Source organism: Collinsella sp. LCP19S3_A7 (genome assembly GCF_052121995.1).
Taxonomy (GTDB): Bacteria; Actinomycetota; Coriobacteriia; order Coriobacteriales; family Coriobacteriaceae; genus Collinsella.
Genome location: NZ_JBQKDE010000004.1, coordinates 76,000 through 88,973 on the forward strand (window position 1 = coordinate 76,000; position 12,974 = coordinate 88,973).

Consider the following 12,974-nt stretch of genomic DNA (forward strand, 5'->3'; position numbering starts at 1 on the left):
CAAGGCGTTCGTCAATTGTTGACGTGTGAACATTTTCTTACATTTACGTAAAGATTGCGCCACCCACCCGGGATCGGCATACAGCCGGCCCGGGCAACTTTATAATGCGGGCAGGAGACCCATTTGAATCCGACCGAACAAGGGAGCGAACATGGATCGTAGTAAGGTACCTGCCGTCCTGTCCATCGCAGGATCCGATTCCAGCGGCGGTGCCGGCATTCAGGCCGACATCAAGACCATCACGGCGCACCGCCTGTATGCCGAGACGGTCATCACGGCCATCACCGCACAGAACACCCTAGGCGTCACCGCCGTGCAGAACATCTCCCCGGATATTGTCGCGGCGCAGATCGATGCCGTTTTTGACGATATCCGCCCCAGTGCCGTCAAGATCGGCATGGTTTCTTCCGCCGAGATTATCGAAGTCATAGCCGACCGCCTGAGCGCCTGGGACGCACAAAATATCGTCGTCGACCCCGTCATGGTCGCCACTTCGGGCGCTCGTCTCATCGCCGAGGACGCCGCCGAAGCGCTTACACGCCGCCTGTTCCCACTGGCAAGCGTTATCACGCCCAATATTCCCGAGGCCATGGCGCTGCTCGACTACGAGGTCGATTCTGAGCGCACACAGCAAAACGCTGCCATGCTCCTCACCCGCCGCTTTGGCTGCGCGTCCCTCGTTAAGGGCGGGCATTTTGTCAACGAGGCCAACGATGTGCTAGCAGAGCCCGCGCCGCTCGATGACGAGGGCAACCACCTGGGCGATCCGCTCACCACGTGGTTCCGCCACAAGCGCATCGAGACCGCCAACACGCATGGTACCGGCTGCACGCTCTCGTCCGCCATCGCCTGCGCGCTGGCCCAGGGCATGGATCTTGCCGACGCCGTCAACGCCGGCAAGGCCTACCTAACAGGAGCTCTCGCCGCCGGCCTGAACATGGGCAAGGGCTCCGGCCCCGTCAACCACATGTGGCAGTACTAAAAAGCCAGCAGCCAAAACCACCGCACAAACCACCGCAAAGGCGCCTGTCCCTTTGTGGTGGTTTGGGGCTGCGCTACTCACCGAGCATCTCTTGGAGCTTGGCTGCCACGGCGTGGCCCAGGCTCTCGTGGCTTTCGGGCAGCATGTGCAGATAATCGATATCGCCCAGGTCGCGCTGGGCCACGCCGCACCAGCGCACATCGTGCGCATAGCGCACCGCGGTGCCATCGCGCATGCCCGCCGGATCGTAGCCATACGTATTGCTGTCACCAAAGCACAGGACGTTTTTCATCGCAAGCCCTTCCCTCAGTAAAAAGCCGACGGGAGCAGCCCCTCCCGCCGGCTCGACCTATCTGTCAGCGCGCACCGATTACAGATACTTGCGCCAGTCTTCATCATCCTCGTCGTCCTCGGCAGCGGCATGAGCCTGCTCGGCGGCACGGGCGGCCGCGGCACGGGCGGCAACCTGGGCATAGGACTCCTCGTTGCGCTCGGGGAAGCTTGCCAGCACGTGCTCGAACTTGGCAAAATCCTCGTCCCAGCGCGTAGAGGGCACGGCAAAGAAGACCTGCTTGACCTTAAAGTCGCCCGATGCGAGCTCCTTGCGGAAGAGCTCGGCCACGGCCTCGGCGTCAAAGCCGTTGTTGTCACAGCCCCAGGCGCCCAGCACGAGCTTCTCGCGACCAAGCTCGTCGCAGATGGCCAGCACAAAGCGGATACGATCGCGCAGGGCGTCCAGCAGGGCATCGTCACCCACGCGATACTCCTGGCGAGCGCGCTTGGCGTTGGGCGCAGCGGCAACGATCACGTCGGCATACGCATGCACGTGGTTGCGGTCGAAGCGCACCGCAGGCACCACCAGCGCACGGTTGCGGTACAGCTCACAGTTGATGTTGCGGCGACGGTTCTCGCCGTACCATTTGCGCTGCTTATCGAGCACATTGTACAGATACGAATCGGCACAGAGCGTGGCCTCCTGACCCAGATAGCCCTGGATGTAGCCACCGCCCGGGTTGGTGAACGAGGCAAAGGCGAGCACGGCCATGTCGCAGAACTGCGCGTAGCCTCGGCCGTTATCCAGAATGGCCTGCGTGGCAGAGGCGTCGAGCACGGTGACCTCGGGCAGGACCGGAGCGGGCTCCTCGGCAGCAGGCGCGGGCTCGGTCTCCGTGGCTTCCTCTGCGGGCACAGGCTCGGCCACGACCTCGGTCTCGGCAGGCGCAACCTCGGTGGCCTCAGACTCATCGGCAACCTGCTTTTCGGCAGCAGCCACCTGGGCCTTAGCCTTCATCGCCGCGACAAATCCGGCAGGCATGCCCTCGAACTCGCGCACGCCGGCAAGCGAGCGCTCGATATCCTTTGCGCACGCTTCGGACACAGTCGCCACGTGACGCTCGGCGGCCTTGGCACGGGCCTCGCGCTTGGGATTGGGCTGTCCCGCGCGGTTGGGCCTACGGTTACGGTTCCTGTTGTCGACGTCTGCCATAAGTGGTCACCTTTCTCGGTCGCTGCCGCTATCGGCTTTTCCCATCCATGATACCCCGCCGCGTACAAAAAAGGCGGCCCCGAAGGACCGCCTTTCGCATCGATTTGCGCGCGGCAAGCACCGCTGCAATCTGGCACTAGTCGCGACGACCAAGGATGTTCAGAATGCGCAGGAACACGTTGATAATGTCCACGAACAGGTTGGACGCCATGAGCACGGCGTTGGGCAGCGTGGGCGGCACCGTCGTGGCCACATAGGTGTCGTAGCCAATAAAGCCGGCGAACACCACAATCACGATCAGGTCGGTGATGGTCTGCGAGACGCCCATGAACATCAGCACGATCTCGACCAGAATCGTGGCAAGCAGAATGCCAAAACCAATGCCATACACACGCTGGAAGAATTTGGGGAAGGTCACGCCCAGTGCGCCAAAGACAAAGGTGATGGCGGCAGTGGCGATAAAGGCGGTGTTGATGGTGGGCAGGTCGTAGTTGGCAAGGCCAAACGACGCGGTCAGACCAAAGGTGCTCGCAAAGATCGCGTAACCCGCGAGCGACAGGCCCACGGACTGCTTGCTGGCGGCGGCCGACATCATGACGATGCCGACAATGGTCAGGATAAACGAGCCAAAGACCAGCGGCAGGGCGGCGCCACTCATCATCATGCGCGCAAACGACATGGTGCCCGTAAAGTAGGCGCCAGCGCCCATAGCGCAAAAACCCAAAAAGATCAGGGCAGACATGGCAAGGTTGTACGCGCGCGGCGACATCTCCTTGGCACGGCTTGCGCCGGTCTCGATGGGGCCGTTCTGATAGCCCTGGATATCGTTCATAATTTCGTCCTTTCAAAAAGCGCCGCGACAGCGCCGTAGGTGACAAGATTCCTGCCATTGTACCCGAATGGCGCGCGCTCTTACCCGCGGCGCTCACTCTCGAGTGTGCGGTCGAACGCCCACACCCACCACCGCATCAGATGAGCCTGCGAGCCATCCGGTCGCTCACGCGCCTGGTCTTCCAGATACAGCTCGGTCGTATGTCCGCCAAAACGAACCTTATAGGTTGCCGTACGAATGCCGTGAACCGTCAGGCCAAAACCGGTAGACGAGACAATCTCGTCAATTGTAAAGCAGCGACCGTCGACCCAGCAGACGGTAACCGGCACAACTTGTCCGCCCGCGAGGATGCGGGCCACGACGTCCACATATTGCTTGTGCACGCGCCGAGTTTTGCCATCTGTCTGTCGATATTCCATGCCCTCTATTATCGAACGCATGTTTGTATATTGTAAAGCGAACAGACTGTGGTTTTGGGGTGTCGGAGCGAGCGCACGTGTCCTCACGGCGTGTTAGCAAAAAGAACACCCGCGGTCAACAGGGCTAATATTCAATTTTAGTGCCAAAAAATTCACTTCTCCCGTCAGAACTCGGTAAAGAAACCCGCAGGAGGTGATACGATTTATCATGTTTTTGTAACGTTTCTGCAAACTTCGAGAAAGCCCGTATATGGACGTAACGTTCTCAGCCTTCCTCGGCCAACTTGTTTCGAACCCAGTCCTTGCCGTCACCGTGTTCCTCGCGCTCGGCGCCATCTTCGTCAACGGATGGACCGACGCGCCCAACGCCATCGCGACCTGTGTCACCACGCGTTGCATGCCCGCCCGCGCCGCCATTCTCATGAGTGCCGCGTTCAACTTTTTGGGCGTGCTCATCATGACGCACTTTAATGCCAGCGTTGCCAACACCATCTCCCATATCGTCGACTTTGGCGGAAACAGCACCATGGCGCTCGCGTGCCTCTGCGCGGCCCTGTTCTCCATCGTCGTCTACGGCGCCACGGCATCGCGTTTTGGCATCCCCACCTCGCAGAGCCACAGCCTCATCGCCGGCCTGACCGGCGCTGCCATCGCCCTCGGCGGCGCCAGCAGCGTCAATGTCCACGAGTGGATGAAGGTCATCTACGGCCTGGCGCTCTCCATCGGTCTGGGCTTTGTCATGGGCTGGGTCCTGTGCAAGCTCGTCTCGATTCTTTTCGCTGCCGCCAACAGGCGACGTGCCAACGTCTTCTTTAAATATGCTCAGATCGCGAGCGCCGCGGCCATGAGCTTTATGCACGGCGCGCAGGATGGACAAAAGTTCATCGGCGTGCTCTTTTTAGGTGTCGCCTTTGCCAACGGACAGACCGGCGTCGGCGACGCCGGCATCCCCATCTGGATCATGCTGCTGTGCTCGGCCACCATGGGCATCGGCACCAGCGTGGGCGGTGAGCGTATCATCAAGTCCGTCGGCCAGAGCATGGTTAAGCTTGAGAAGTATCAGGGCTTCTCTGCCGACCTGGCAGGAGCCGCAAACCTGCTGCTTGCCACGCTCACCGGTATCCCCGTGTCCTCCACGCACATCAAGACCTGCGCCATCATGGGCGTTGGCGCCGTCAAGCGCCTCTCGGCCATCAACTTCGGCGTGGTCAAGGACATGATGTTCACGTGGTTCTTCACCTTCCCCGCCTGTGGACTCATCAGCTTTGTTATGGCCAGGCTGTTCATGATGTTCCTCTAGTCAAACCGAACTTCCATCCGGACCGCATTACCTCGCCCACCCGTCTTCGCCCCGAAAGGACCACTCATGGCAAAGAAACCCGATTCGTTCTACTTTGACAACTACGTCGCCTGCGCCGACTTCGCCGTTCAGGCAGCCGAGCTGCTCACCAAGATTTTTGAGAACTTTGACCCCGCGCAGATCCACGACATGCTCGAGAAGATGCATGCGATTGAGCATGCAGCAGACAAGAAGCACCATGAGCTCGAAGACGCCCTGCTCACGGCCTTTATCACCCCGCTTGAGCGCGAGGACCTTAACCTCATGAGCTGCTCGCTCGATACCGTGCTCGACCGTATTGAGGGCGTCGTGCAGCGCCTCTACTTCACCAACATCCAGAGCATCCACCCCGATGCCATCGTGATCGCCCACAAGGTGACCGACGCCTGCCGCGCCATGAAGGACCTGATGGTCGAGTTGCCCAACTACCGCAAGTCCAAAACGCTGCGCGAGCTCGTCATCCAGATCAACACCATCGAGTCCGAGGCCGACGAACTCTACATCAACGCCATGCGTAACCTGCACGTCAACGGCAAGGACCCGCTCGAGGTCATCGCCTGGCGTGACGTGTACGCCTTCTTGGAGTACTGCGCCGACTGCTGCGAGAATGTGGCCGATGTCGTGGATTCGATTGTCATGAAGAACAGTTAATTGGGGGTACATGTCCCATCGGTCGCGGGCCCGGCCACTAATAACCCTTTTCACTCCGGCTGCAAGCAGAGTCGTTCAAAAGGTTATCAGTGGTCGGGCCCGCTCCCTTGTGTATCACCATTGAAACTTTGGCTGATAGTTTTAGCGCAATGGGGGTTTGGCTGAAGGGCCCTTTGGTACCCGCTCGGACACTTTGGCCCTTGGTGAGCGTTTGACTGATTGCTGCTTTGGGTACTCTTTGGGTTACTTTGGGTTTGTTTGATTTTTAATTGTTGGAGGGCTTGTATGTCGTATTTGGATCTGGCTCGGTCTCGGTATTCTTGTCGTTTGTTTGAGGATCGTTCTGTTGAGCAGGCTGTAGTGGATACCATTGTTGAGGCTGGGCGCATTGCTCCTTCTGCTTGCAATAATCATCCAACCCGCGTGATGGTGTTGGATACACCTGAGCTTCTGGAAAAGGCAGCTGCTTGTCAGCCTCGGTTTGCTCGTGATGGGTCCATCTTTGGCGCTCCGCTCATCTTCCTCATTTGCAGCGTTACCAACGATGCTTGGGTGCGTCCCTATGATCAGATGAACTCCAGCGCTATCGACACCTCGATTGTTTGCGATCAGATGATGATGGAGGCCGAGGAACAGGGCCTGGGAACGTGCTGGGTATGCCATTTTAAGCCCGAGCTAGCCCGCGAGCAGTTCAACCTGCCCGAGGGCGTTTATCCCTACCACATGCTCGTCTGCGGCTATCCCGCCGACCATATCGCCGACCCCGAGCATCGCGAGGCCCGCACCATTCCTCTATCCAATTTCCTTCTCAAGTAGTTTTTGGCCCATGCCCTAAAATCTACCTTTTACCGCTCAAACGTTCGCCGAGTTCTGCCCTATCGCACGCAGAGCTCGGCGTTTTGTTTCCCAACCCGTATACAGCTACAAAAAAGGAGCTCGCAAGCGCGAGCTCCTTTTAAGAGCTAGATTGTAGTTTTGGCGCTAGTCCAGGTCGTCCGCGGCAAAGTTGTCAATCGGGGCGAAGGGGTCGGCCACGGGGACAACCGGATCAGCGACAGGCAGCGGCTCGGCGGCAGGCATGGTCACGGCAGGAGAAGCCGCGGAACCGACCGGCGTAGAAGCCAGCAGATCGGCCGGGAAGGAATTCTGAGCATCGTCCATAAAGTGCTGAATGAGCTTGAGATACTCGGCCTTGAACTCCTCGCGGGAAGCCTTCAGACGGTCAATCTCCTCGAGCTCGGCCTGCTTCTCGGTCAGGGCCTGACGGATGACCTCGCGGGCCTTGGCGTCGGCCTCGTTGCGGATGCGGTCAGCATTCTCGTTAGCGTCGTTGACAATCGCCTCGGCGGTCTGCTGAGCCGCAATGAGAGCGGCGGAAATCTGACGCTCCTGAGCGGAGAAATCGGGAGCGGGAGTGGCGACAGGGGCAGCCTGAGCGGCAGAATCCTGGGCCTGCGCAAGCTGAGCCTGCGTATCGGCAAGCTGCTGCTCGGTGGCGGTCAGGCGACCCTTAAGATCAACGATCTTGGCAAGCATAGCGTCGACCTCGGAGGACAGGGTCTCCAGGAAGACGTCGACCTCGGCGGGATCGTAGCCGCGCTTGGCCTCAGAGAAGGTCTGAGCCTGGATGTCAGCAGGGGTAATAGCCATAACAAGTTCTCCTTTATCATCGCCTTGGCGCTAAGCGCCCGACATAGGTTACTGAGCCAGTCCTATACGAGTATACCTATAAGTAGCTGCAGAATCAGCTTCTGCACCAACTGCAACGCAATAATCGCAACGACCGGTGAAAAATCGATACCGCCCATCGGCGGGATAAACCGGCGAAACAGGTTGAGCCAAGGGCCGCAAACGCCGTCGAGCGCCGCCGCGATATCCTGTAGCAAACCACCCTGCTTCATGGGAATCCACGTCATAAAGCAGTAGACCACAATCAACGTGGAATAAAAATTAAACAGCGTGTTGACAACCTGAACGATGGTGTAGATGTTGATGGGAATCTCCTCACCTTGTCTTTACTTGAGATAGCCGTCGGCGCGAAGCTTCTTGAGATCCGAATCCTTGACCTCGCAGCCGGCGGGCAGCACCATAAACACGCGGTCGCCCACTTCTTTGACCGAAGCGCCCAGGCCGCAGGCAAAGCCATAGCTAAAGTCCAGGACGCGTTTGGCAACCTCGGTGCGAACGCCCACAAAAATCAGCGCAACAGGCTGCTTGGTACGCACGCGGCGCACGACCGTCTCCACGTCGTCATAACTCTCCGGACGAAGAACGTAGGCCGGCAACTGAGGCGTGGCGTTGATGATATTGCTCGCATAGGCAGAGGCATCGCTCGGCGTTGAAGCAGGAGCGGGCACAGCGGCAGCGCGGACCCGAGCGTTCTCGGCGTAGCTTGACGGCGTGTCATAGGCGCCGGGACGATAACCGCCCGCAGCGGCATCCTGAGAGCGCGAAGGCGGATTGTACGTCGTAGCGTGACGGGAGTCGTCGCCGACCAGTTGACCGGAACGCGTGTACACAGCAACCGACTCAGCCTCTCCGCGGCGTGTCTGCCCCAGCAGTCCATTGCTCGGTTCATCTTGCGTGTAGAAGCCCTCGCCCGAAGCACCGCTGTAGCCGTTGTTCTGATAGCCGTCGTCATAGCCGTCATCGTAACCGTAGTCATCATCCTGGCCATAACCCTGGTCATAACCCTGCTGGCCGCCTAGGTGCATTTTATTTTTAATTTCGTCAAGGAAACCCATGGTTGTGTCCTCTCACGGTCTAATGCAGGCGCTCTGACAATCAGCGCGCACTTCAGGCTCTTATTTTACTTCAAACTCCGGGCTAAATACTACCCTGCCCAGGCGAACAAGCGTCGAGCCTTCCTCAAGGGCAGGCTCAAAGTCCTCGCTCATGCCACAAGAAAGCTCAGGCAGACACAGATCGGGGTGTGCCGTCTCCAGCTCATCCCTCAACTCACGCAGCCCGGCAAAGGTGCGGCGCGCCACATCCTTATTCCCCCGGGGCGCCATGGTCATAAGCCCCTGCACACAAATTCCCTCAAGCTCCGCAAGCTCGCCGGCGGAGGCACGAACCTCATCGGGCGAAAAGCCGCCCTTGGACTCCTCGCCGCTTACATTGACCTCGATCAGCACATGCTGAGGACCGGCAAGCTCGCCCGCCTCAATCTTGCGGACGGCACGGCTCGAGATAGCCTGCGCCAAATGAAGCGACCCCACCGAATGAATCAGCTCGGCCGCACCCAGCACCGCATTGATCTTGTTGGTCTGAAGATTACCGATCATATCGAAGCGCACCTCGGGCAGCTCCGGATGCTCCGCTAGCCCCGCAAGCTTGCGAACAAGCTCCTGCGGACGGTTCTCGGCAAAATGACGATACCCTGTCTGGATGGCGGCAACGGTCTCATCGACGCCAACGGTCTTGGAGACGGCAATCAGACGTGCGGCATTGTGTGGACGGCCCGCGCGATCGAGTGCGGCATAAAAGCGTTCGAGAATCTGCTCGCGGCGAGCGCGCATCACGTTCAAATAATTATCCATTGCCAATCGCCTCCGCTAACAGCCATACAAGTAGTCCCATGCTAACGCAAGAGCGCGGCCCTGCATGTGCAAGGCCGCGCTCACTTAGGTATTTACAATCTTTCGACGAACGGAGCTACCCTACTCCTCGTCATCCTCGGTATCGTCCTCGTCCTCGAGGTGCTCGAGCAGGTAGCGAAGACCCTCGCTCACCTCGTTAGCGGGCACCTTGGCAACAAAGCGCGCATCGACAGCGGGCCTCATGATGACGCCCTCGCCCGAAGGTACGCGCATGCTCTCGAGCTCATCCTCGTCCGTACGGGCGATATCGCCGGCGTTCATGCGCTGGCCGGTCAAAAGGAAGGTCAGACGGCAGGCGGCATCGATGGAAATCGAGGCGATGCGATCGAGGTAGCGCGAAACCATGATGGCGCGGCGCAGATCGTCATAGTTGCTGTCGTCGTCCATAAACTCGCCCGCGTCCATGCGGTTGAAGGTACGGAAGAACTTCTCATAGGCCGCATGCACCGGCTCGTCCTCGACGGCCAAGTTGCAGATGATGGACATGTCGTTGGTGACGAGCGCGGAAAGCGACGAGCCCAGCACCTGGTATACGGCTTCGGCCTCGGCCTCAACCGTACCGACGAGCTCCTGGGGCAGCGAGATATCGGCCTTGACCATATGACGCGTGGCGCGGCAGATCTGGCGAACCTTATCGGTCATGCGCTGCAGGTTAAAGTCGACGTAGATGATCGTCTGCAGCAAGCGGAAGTCGGAGGCGACCGGCGACTGCGTAGCGATCAGGTTGTAGCACACGGCCTCCAGGTTGGCGCAGCGCGCGTCAATCGAAAGCGTGCGCTTCTTGGTCTTGGTGGCGAGCTTGCGGTCGTCGGTCACATAGGCCTTCACGGCGTCGTGAAGAGCCAGGTCTACAGCCTCGTAGATGCTCAACATCTCGTGACGAGCCTCGACGAGCTGACGGGAAAACAGTTTGCGCATGGTTCACTCCAATCAGTTGGGTGCGGTCATGCCGCCCGCACAGTGAATACGCACCGGACCAGGTCCGATCGGCTCGGGACTAGTCGCACCGATCAGCCAAAGCGGCCGGTGATATAGTCTTCCGTCCGCGAATCCACCGGGCTGGTGAAGATCGCGTCGGTTTGACCATACTCGATGAGCGTGGCGGGCTCGCCGGCAACCTCCTGCAAGAAGAAGGCGGTGTAGTCGCTAATGCGAGCTGCCTGCTGCATTGAATGTGTGACGATGATGATCGTCATCTCGGGCGCCAGCTCGGCCATCAGATCCTCGACCTTGGAGACGGACGTGGGGTCGATGGCGGAGCAGGGCTCGTCCATCAGAAGGACATCGGGCTGCACCGCGAGCACACGCGCGATGCACAGACGCTGCTGCTGACCACCCGAGAGCGCCAAACCATCCTTGTTGAGCTGATTGGATACCTCTTTCCAGAGGTTGGCGCGCTTGAGCGATTCTTCCACGATGTCATCGAGGTCGCTTTTGCTAGTCACGCCCTGCAAACGAGGGCCAAAAGCAACATTCTCGTAGATGGATTTAGGGAACGGGTTGGGCTGCTGAAAAATCATGCCCACGCGGCGGCGAAGGTCGACCGGGTCGACGCCCTCGGCATAGATATCGTTGCCGTCGAGCGTCATGGTGCCCTCGACGCGAGTGCCCTCGATAAGGTCGTTCATACGGTTGATACAGCGCAAAAACGTCGATTTGCCGCAGCCCGAAGGGCCGATAAACGAGGTAATGGCGTTTTTGGCGATGTTGAGGTCGAGCCCCGTCAGCGCATGAAAGTCACCGTACCAAAAGTTGAAATCCTTGGCCGTGATGGCCGCTTGCTCCAGCGTGGGAGCGGACTGATAGACGGACATGGGACTCCTTAACTAGCGGCGTTTGCGCGACAGATAACGCGCAAACAGGTTGAAGGCCAGAATAATCGCCATCAGCAAAAGCGCGGTGCCGTAGGCTGCGTTCATGTTGATGCCGTCATTGGCAAGCAGATAAAGGTGAACGGTCATGGGGCGGCCGGAATCGAGCGGCGAAATAGGCAGGTTGATGGCCTGGCCCATGGTGTAGAGCACCACGGCGGTCTCGCCGATGGCGCGGCCGATGGCAAGTACGATGCCGGTGGCGATGCGGCCAAAAGCCGAAGGAAGCACGATCTTGGAGACGACCTGCCACTTGGTGGCACCCAGGCCATATGCGCCCCAACGGATATAGCGCGGAACGGCGCGGATTGCCTCCTCGGTGGTACGCATGACAATGGGCAGCATCAGAAGTGCGAGCGCCAGGGCGGCCGAAACCATCGAAAGACCCAGGCCCATGGCCTCGACAAACAAGGCGTAGCCAAAAAGGCCCATAACAATGGAGGGCACCGAGGCCAGGGCATCGGCAGCATAGCGAATGATGTCGACGACCTTGCCCTGCTTGGCATATTCAGCCAGATAGACCGCAGCCAAGACGGCAACCGGCGTGCAGATGAGCATGGCGAGCGCCGTCACGTAGACGGTCGAGACGATAGTGGGCCAAATGCCGCCCTCGGCGTTTACGCCCTGCGGCCAGCCAAAGATAAAGTCGAGCGAGATGTGCGGCAGACCGTTGATAACTACATAGGCGATGATGGCGACCAGCACCAGCGTGGTGATATAGGCCGCGGCACGAAACACGCCGAGCATAATCTTGTTGGACAGATCCTTGTTGATGCGGCCCTTCTTACCATGGGAAAGGGCACGCTTGATGCGTTCGCGCGACGAGGTCGTATCGACCGTCGTGTCAACGGAATCGGACATAGCCTACCCCCTCTTCTTCTTGGAAATCAGACGGACGATGCCCACCAATGCGGCGGAAATGATAAACAGGACCACGCCCATGCCAAACAGAGCCGAGCGGTGCAGGCCCGAGGAATAGCTCATATCGAGCGCGATCTGGCTCGTGAGCGTCGAGATGGGGCTCGAGATGCTGTCCGGGATGACCGGAGCGTTGCCAACGACCATGAGCACGGCCATGGTCTCACCGATGGCACGACCCATGCCCAAGACAATCGCATCGACGATGCCCAACTTGGCTGCAGGCAGCACGACCTTGTAGATGGTCTGCCACTTGGTGGCACCCATGGCATAGGATGCCTCGCGAATACCCATGGGAATGGAATTGAGGGCATCGATGGTGAGCGTGGTGATGGTGGGAACGATCATGATGGCGAGCACGAGCCACGCTGTCAGCGCACCAAAGCCAAGACCGCCGGTCAGCTGCGCGATAAACGGACGGATGATGACCATGCCAAAGAAACCGTAGATGATGGAGGGGATACCCGCCAGCAGGTCGACGGCGGGGCTGATGAGACTGCGCACGCGCTTGCCGGCGATCTCGACCAGATACACGGCCGTGCCCACACCCAGGGGCACACCCATGGCGAGCGCACCGACCGTCACCAGACCAGAGCCCGCCAGCAGCGACATGATGCCGTAGTGGCCCTCGGAGGGCGCCCACGTAAAGCTAAAGAAGTCCGCCAGACCGATGTCGGTAAAGACGGGCAACGCCGAGTACGTGGTAAAGACAAAAATCAGGATGACGGTAACGACCGCCAAGAACGCGCAAGCAAAGAAGATCCACTGCAGCGCCTTCTCTTTGAGATAGGTGCTGCGCGACACCAACGCCAACTCACGCTTTTTGGGCGCCTGAGCCTCTCGCTCAATCTGGGGGGTTTCCTGTGCTTCCATG

At 59.3% G+C, this 12,974-nt stretch carries 16 protein-coding genes; 4 read left to right on the plus strand and 12 right to left on the minus strand.

Annotated elements, in window-relative coordinates; translation table 11 throughout:
* Positions 1–151: 151 nt before the first annotated feature.
* Positions 152–982 carry a bifunctional hydroxymethylpyrimidine kinase/phosphomethylpyrimidine kinase gene (gene thiD, locus ACTQV3_RS03215; RefSeq protein ID WP_441068132.1) on the plus strand — a complete coding sequence of 277 codons (831 nt, stop codon included), beginning with the start codon at positions 152–154 and terminating at the stop codon, positions 980–982.
* Between the two features lie 73 nt (positions 983–1,055).
* On the opposite strand, the gene ACTQV3_RS03220 is transcribed toward thiD, so the two are convergent.
* The 4 genes from ACTQV3_RS03220 to ACTQV3_RS03235 form a co-directional block, all read right to left on the minus strand.
* The gene (locus tag ACTQV3_RS03220; RefSeq protein WP_441535875.1) at positions 1,056–1,274 is read right to left on the minus strand and encodes a hypothetical protein; all 219 of its coding nucleotides are present in this window, start codon (positions 1,272–1,274) and stop codon (positions 1,056–1,058) included.
* Positions 1,275–1,352: 78 nt separating this feature from the next.
* A complete protein-coding gene (locus ACTQV3_RS03225) occupies positions 1,353–2,468 on the minus strand; it encodes a TIGR02452 family protein (protein WP_441535874.1) in 1,116 nt (371 codons plus the stop codon).
* Between the two features lie 136 nt (positions 2,469–2,604).
* Entirely contained in the window at positions 2,605–3,300 is a 696-nt protein-coding gene (locus tag ACTQV3_RS03230) for a Bax inhibitor-1 family protein (protein WP_154515280.1), read from the minus strand.
* Positions 3,301–3,380: 80 nt separating this feature from the next.
* Complete coding sequence (locus ACTQV3_RS03235) at positions 3,381–3,719, minus strand: hypothetical protein (protein ID WP_154515278.1); 339 nt, start codon at positions 3,717–3,719, stop codon at positions 3,381–3,383.
* A 250-nt stretch (positions 3,720–3,969) separates the two neighbouring features.
* On the opposite strand from ACTQV3_RS03235, the gene ACTQV3_RS03240 reads away from it, so the two are divergent.
* The 3 genes from ACTQV3_RS03240 (at position 3,970) to ACTQV3_RS03250 (ending at position 6,525) form a co-directional block, all read left to right on the plus strand.
* Positions 3,970–5,019: an inorganic phosphate transporter gene (locus ACTQV3_RS03240; protein WP_427719222.1), complete on the plus strand. Its 1,050-nt coding sequence runs from the start codon at positions 3,970–3,972 to the stop codon at positions 5,017–5,019.
* A gap of 66 nt (positions 5,020–5,085) precedes the next feature.
* A complete protein-coding gene (locus ACTQV3_RS03245; RefSeq protein ID WP_427719219.1) occupies positions 5,086–5,709 on the plus strand; it encodes a DUF47 domain-containing protein in 624 nt (207 codons plus the stop codon).
* A gap of 285 nt (positions 5,710–5,994) precedes the next feature.
* The gene (locus tag ACTQV3_RS03250; protein WP_441535872.1) at positions 5,995–6,525 is read left to right on the plus strand and encodes a nitroreductase family protein; all 531 of its coding nucleotides are present in this window, start codon (positions 5,995–5,997) and stop codon (positions 6,523–6,525) included.
* Between the two features lie 165 nt (positions 6,526–6,690).
* On the opposite strand, the gene ACTQV3_RS03255 is transcribed toward ACTQV3_RS03250, so the two are convergent.
* The 8 genes from ACTQV3_RS03255 to pstC form a co-directional block, all read right to left on the minus strand.
* On the minus strand, positions 6,691–7,359 hold the full coding sequence (locus ACTQV3_RS03255; protein ID WP_154515270.1) for a DivIVA domain-containing protein: 669 nt from the start codon (positions 7,357–7,359) through the stop codon (positions 6,691–6,693).
* A gap of 62 nt (positions 7,360–7,421) precedes the next feature.
* On the minus strand, positions 7,422–7,709 hold the full coding sequence (locus ACTQV3_RS03260) for a YggT family protein (protein ID WP_441549821.1): 288 nt from the start codon (positions 7,707–7,709) through the stop codon (positions 7,422–7,424).
* A 15-nt stretch (positions 7,710–7,724) separates the two neighbouring features.
* Complete coding sequence (locus ACTQV3_RS03265) at positions 7,725–8,453, minus strand: cell division protein SepF (RefSeq protein WP_441535871.1); 729 nt, start codon at positions 8,451–8,453, stop codon at positions 7,725–7,727.
* A gap of 60 nt (positions 8,454–8,513) precedes the next feature.
* Positions 8,514–9,251, minus strand: coding sequence for a YggS family pyridoxal phosphate-dependent enzyme (locus tag ACTQV3_RS03270; RefSeq protein WP_441041704.1), 738 nt, complete (start codon positions 9,249–9,251; stop codon positions 8,514–8,516).
* 120 nt (positions 9,252–9,371) lie between these two features.
* A complete protein-coding gene (locus ACTQV3_RS03275) occupies positions 9,372–10,229 on the minus strand; it encodes a phosphate signaling complex PhoU family protein (RefSeq protein WP_427719211.1) in 858 nt (285 codons plus the stop codon).
* A gap of 92 nt (positions 10,230–10,321) precedes the next feature.
* The gene (gene pstB / locus ACTQV3_RS03280; protein WP_089571588.1) at positions 10,322–11,125 is read right to left on the minus strand and encodes a phosphate ABC transporter ATP-binding protein PstB; all 804 of its coding nucleotides are present in this window, start codon (positions 11,123–11,125) and stop codon (positions 10,322–10,324) included.
* Between the two features lie 12 nt (positions 11,126–11,137).
* Positions 11,138–12,043 carry a phosphate ABC transporter permease PstA gene (gene pstA / locus ACTQV3_RS03285; RefSeq protein ID WP_427727613.1) on the minus strand — a complete coding sequence of 302 codons (906 nt, stop codon included), beginning with the start codon at positions 12,041–12,043 and terminating at the stop codon, positions 11,138–11,140.
* A 3-nt stretch (positions 12,044–12,046) separates the two neighbouring features.
* Complete coding sequence (gene pstC, locus ACTQV3_RS03290) at positions 12,047–12,973, minus strand: phosphate ABC transporter permease subunit PstC (RefSeq protein WP_441033191.1); 927 nt, start codon at positions 12,971–12,973, stop codon at positions 12,047–12,049.
* Between the last annotated feature and the right edge of the window lies 1 nt (position 12,974).

Excerpts from the sequence above, each read along its gene's own strand:
- thiD (WP_441068132.1), top strand. The coding sequence starts at position 152 with ATGGATCGTAGTAAGGTACCTGCCGTCCTGTCCATCGCAGGATCCGAT.
- ACTQV3_RS03220 (WP_441535875.1), bottom strand. The coding sequence starts at position 1,274 with ATGAAAAACGTCCTGTGCTTTGGTGACAGCAATACGTATGGCTACGAT.
- ACTQV3_RS03225 (WP_441535874.1), bottom strand. The coding sequence starts at position 2,468 with ATGGCAGACGTCGACAACAGGAACCGTAACCGTAGGCCCAACCGCGCG.
- ACTQV3_RS03230 (WP_154515280.1), bottom strand. The coding sequence starts at position 3,300 with ATGAACGATATCCAGGGCTATCAGAACGGCCCCATCGAGACCGGCGCA.
- ACTQV3_RS03235 (WP_154515278.1), bottom strand. The coding sequence starts at position 3,719 with ATGGAATATCGACAGACAGATGGCAAAACTCGGCGCGTGCACAAGCAA.
- ACTQV3_RS03240 (WP_427719222.1), top strand. The coding sequence starts at position 3,970 with ATGGACGTAACGTTCTCAGCCTTCCTCGGCCAACTTGTTTCGAACCCA.
- ACTQV3_RS03245 (WP_427719219.1), top strand. The coding sequence starts at position 5,086 with ATGGCAAAGAAACCCGATTCGTTCTACTTTGACAACTACGTCGCCTGC.
- ACTQV3_RS03250 (WP_441535872.1), top strand. The coding sequence starts at position 5,995 with ATGTCGTATTTGGATCTGGCTCGGTCTCGGTATTCTTGTCGTTTGTTT.
- ACTQV3_RS03255 (WP_154515270.1), bottom strand. The coding sequence starts at position 7,359 with ATGGCTATTACCCCTGCTGACATCCAGGCTCAGACCTTCTCTGAGGCC.
- ACTQV3_RS03265 (WP_441535871.1), bottom strand. The coding sequence starts at position 8,453 with ATGGGTTTCCTTGACGAAATTAAAAATAAAATGCACCTAGGCGGCCAG.
- ACTQV3_RS03270 (WP_441041704.1), bottom strand. The coding sequence starts at position 9,251 with ATGGATAATTATTTGAACGTGATGCGCGCTCGCCGCGAGCAGATTCTC.
- ACTQV3_RS03275 (WP_427719211.1), bottom strand. The coding sequence starts at position 10,229 with ATGCGCAAACTGTTTTCCCGTCAGCTCGTCGAGGCTCGTCACGAGATG.
- pstB (WP_089571588.1), bottom strand. The coding sequence starts at position 11,125 with ATGTCCGTCTATCAGTCCGCTCCCACGCTGGAGCAAGCGGCCATCACG.
- pstA (WP_427727613.1), bottom strand. The coding sequence starts at position 12,043 with ATGTCCGATTCCGTTGACACGACGGTCGATACGACCTCGTCGCGCGAA.
- pstC (WP_441033191.1), bottom strand. The coding sequence starts at position 12,973 with ATGGAAGCACAGGAAACCCCCCAGATTGAGCGAGAGGCTCAGGCGCCC.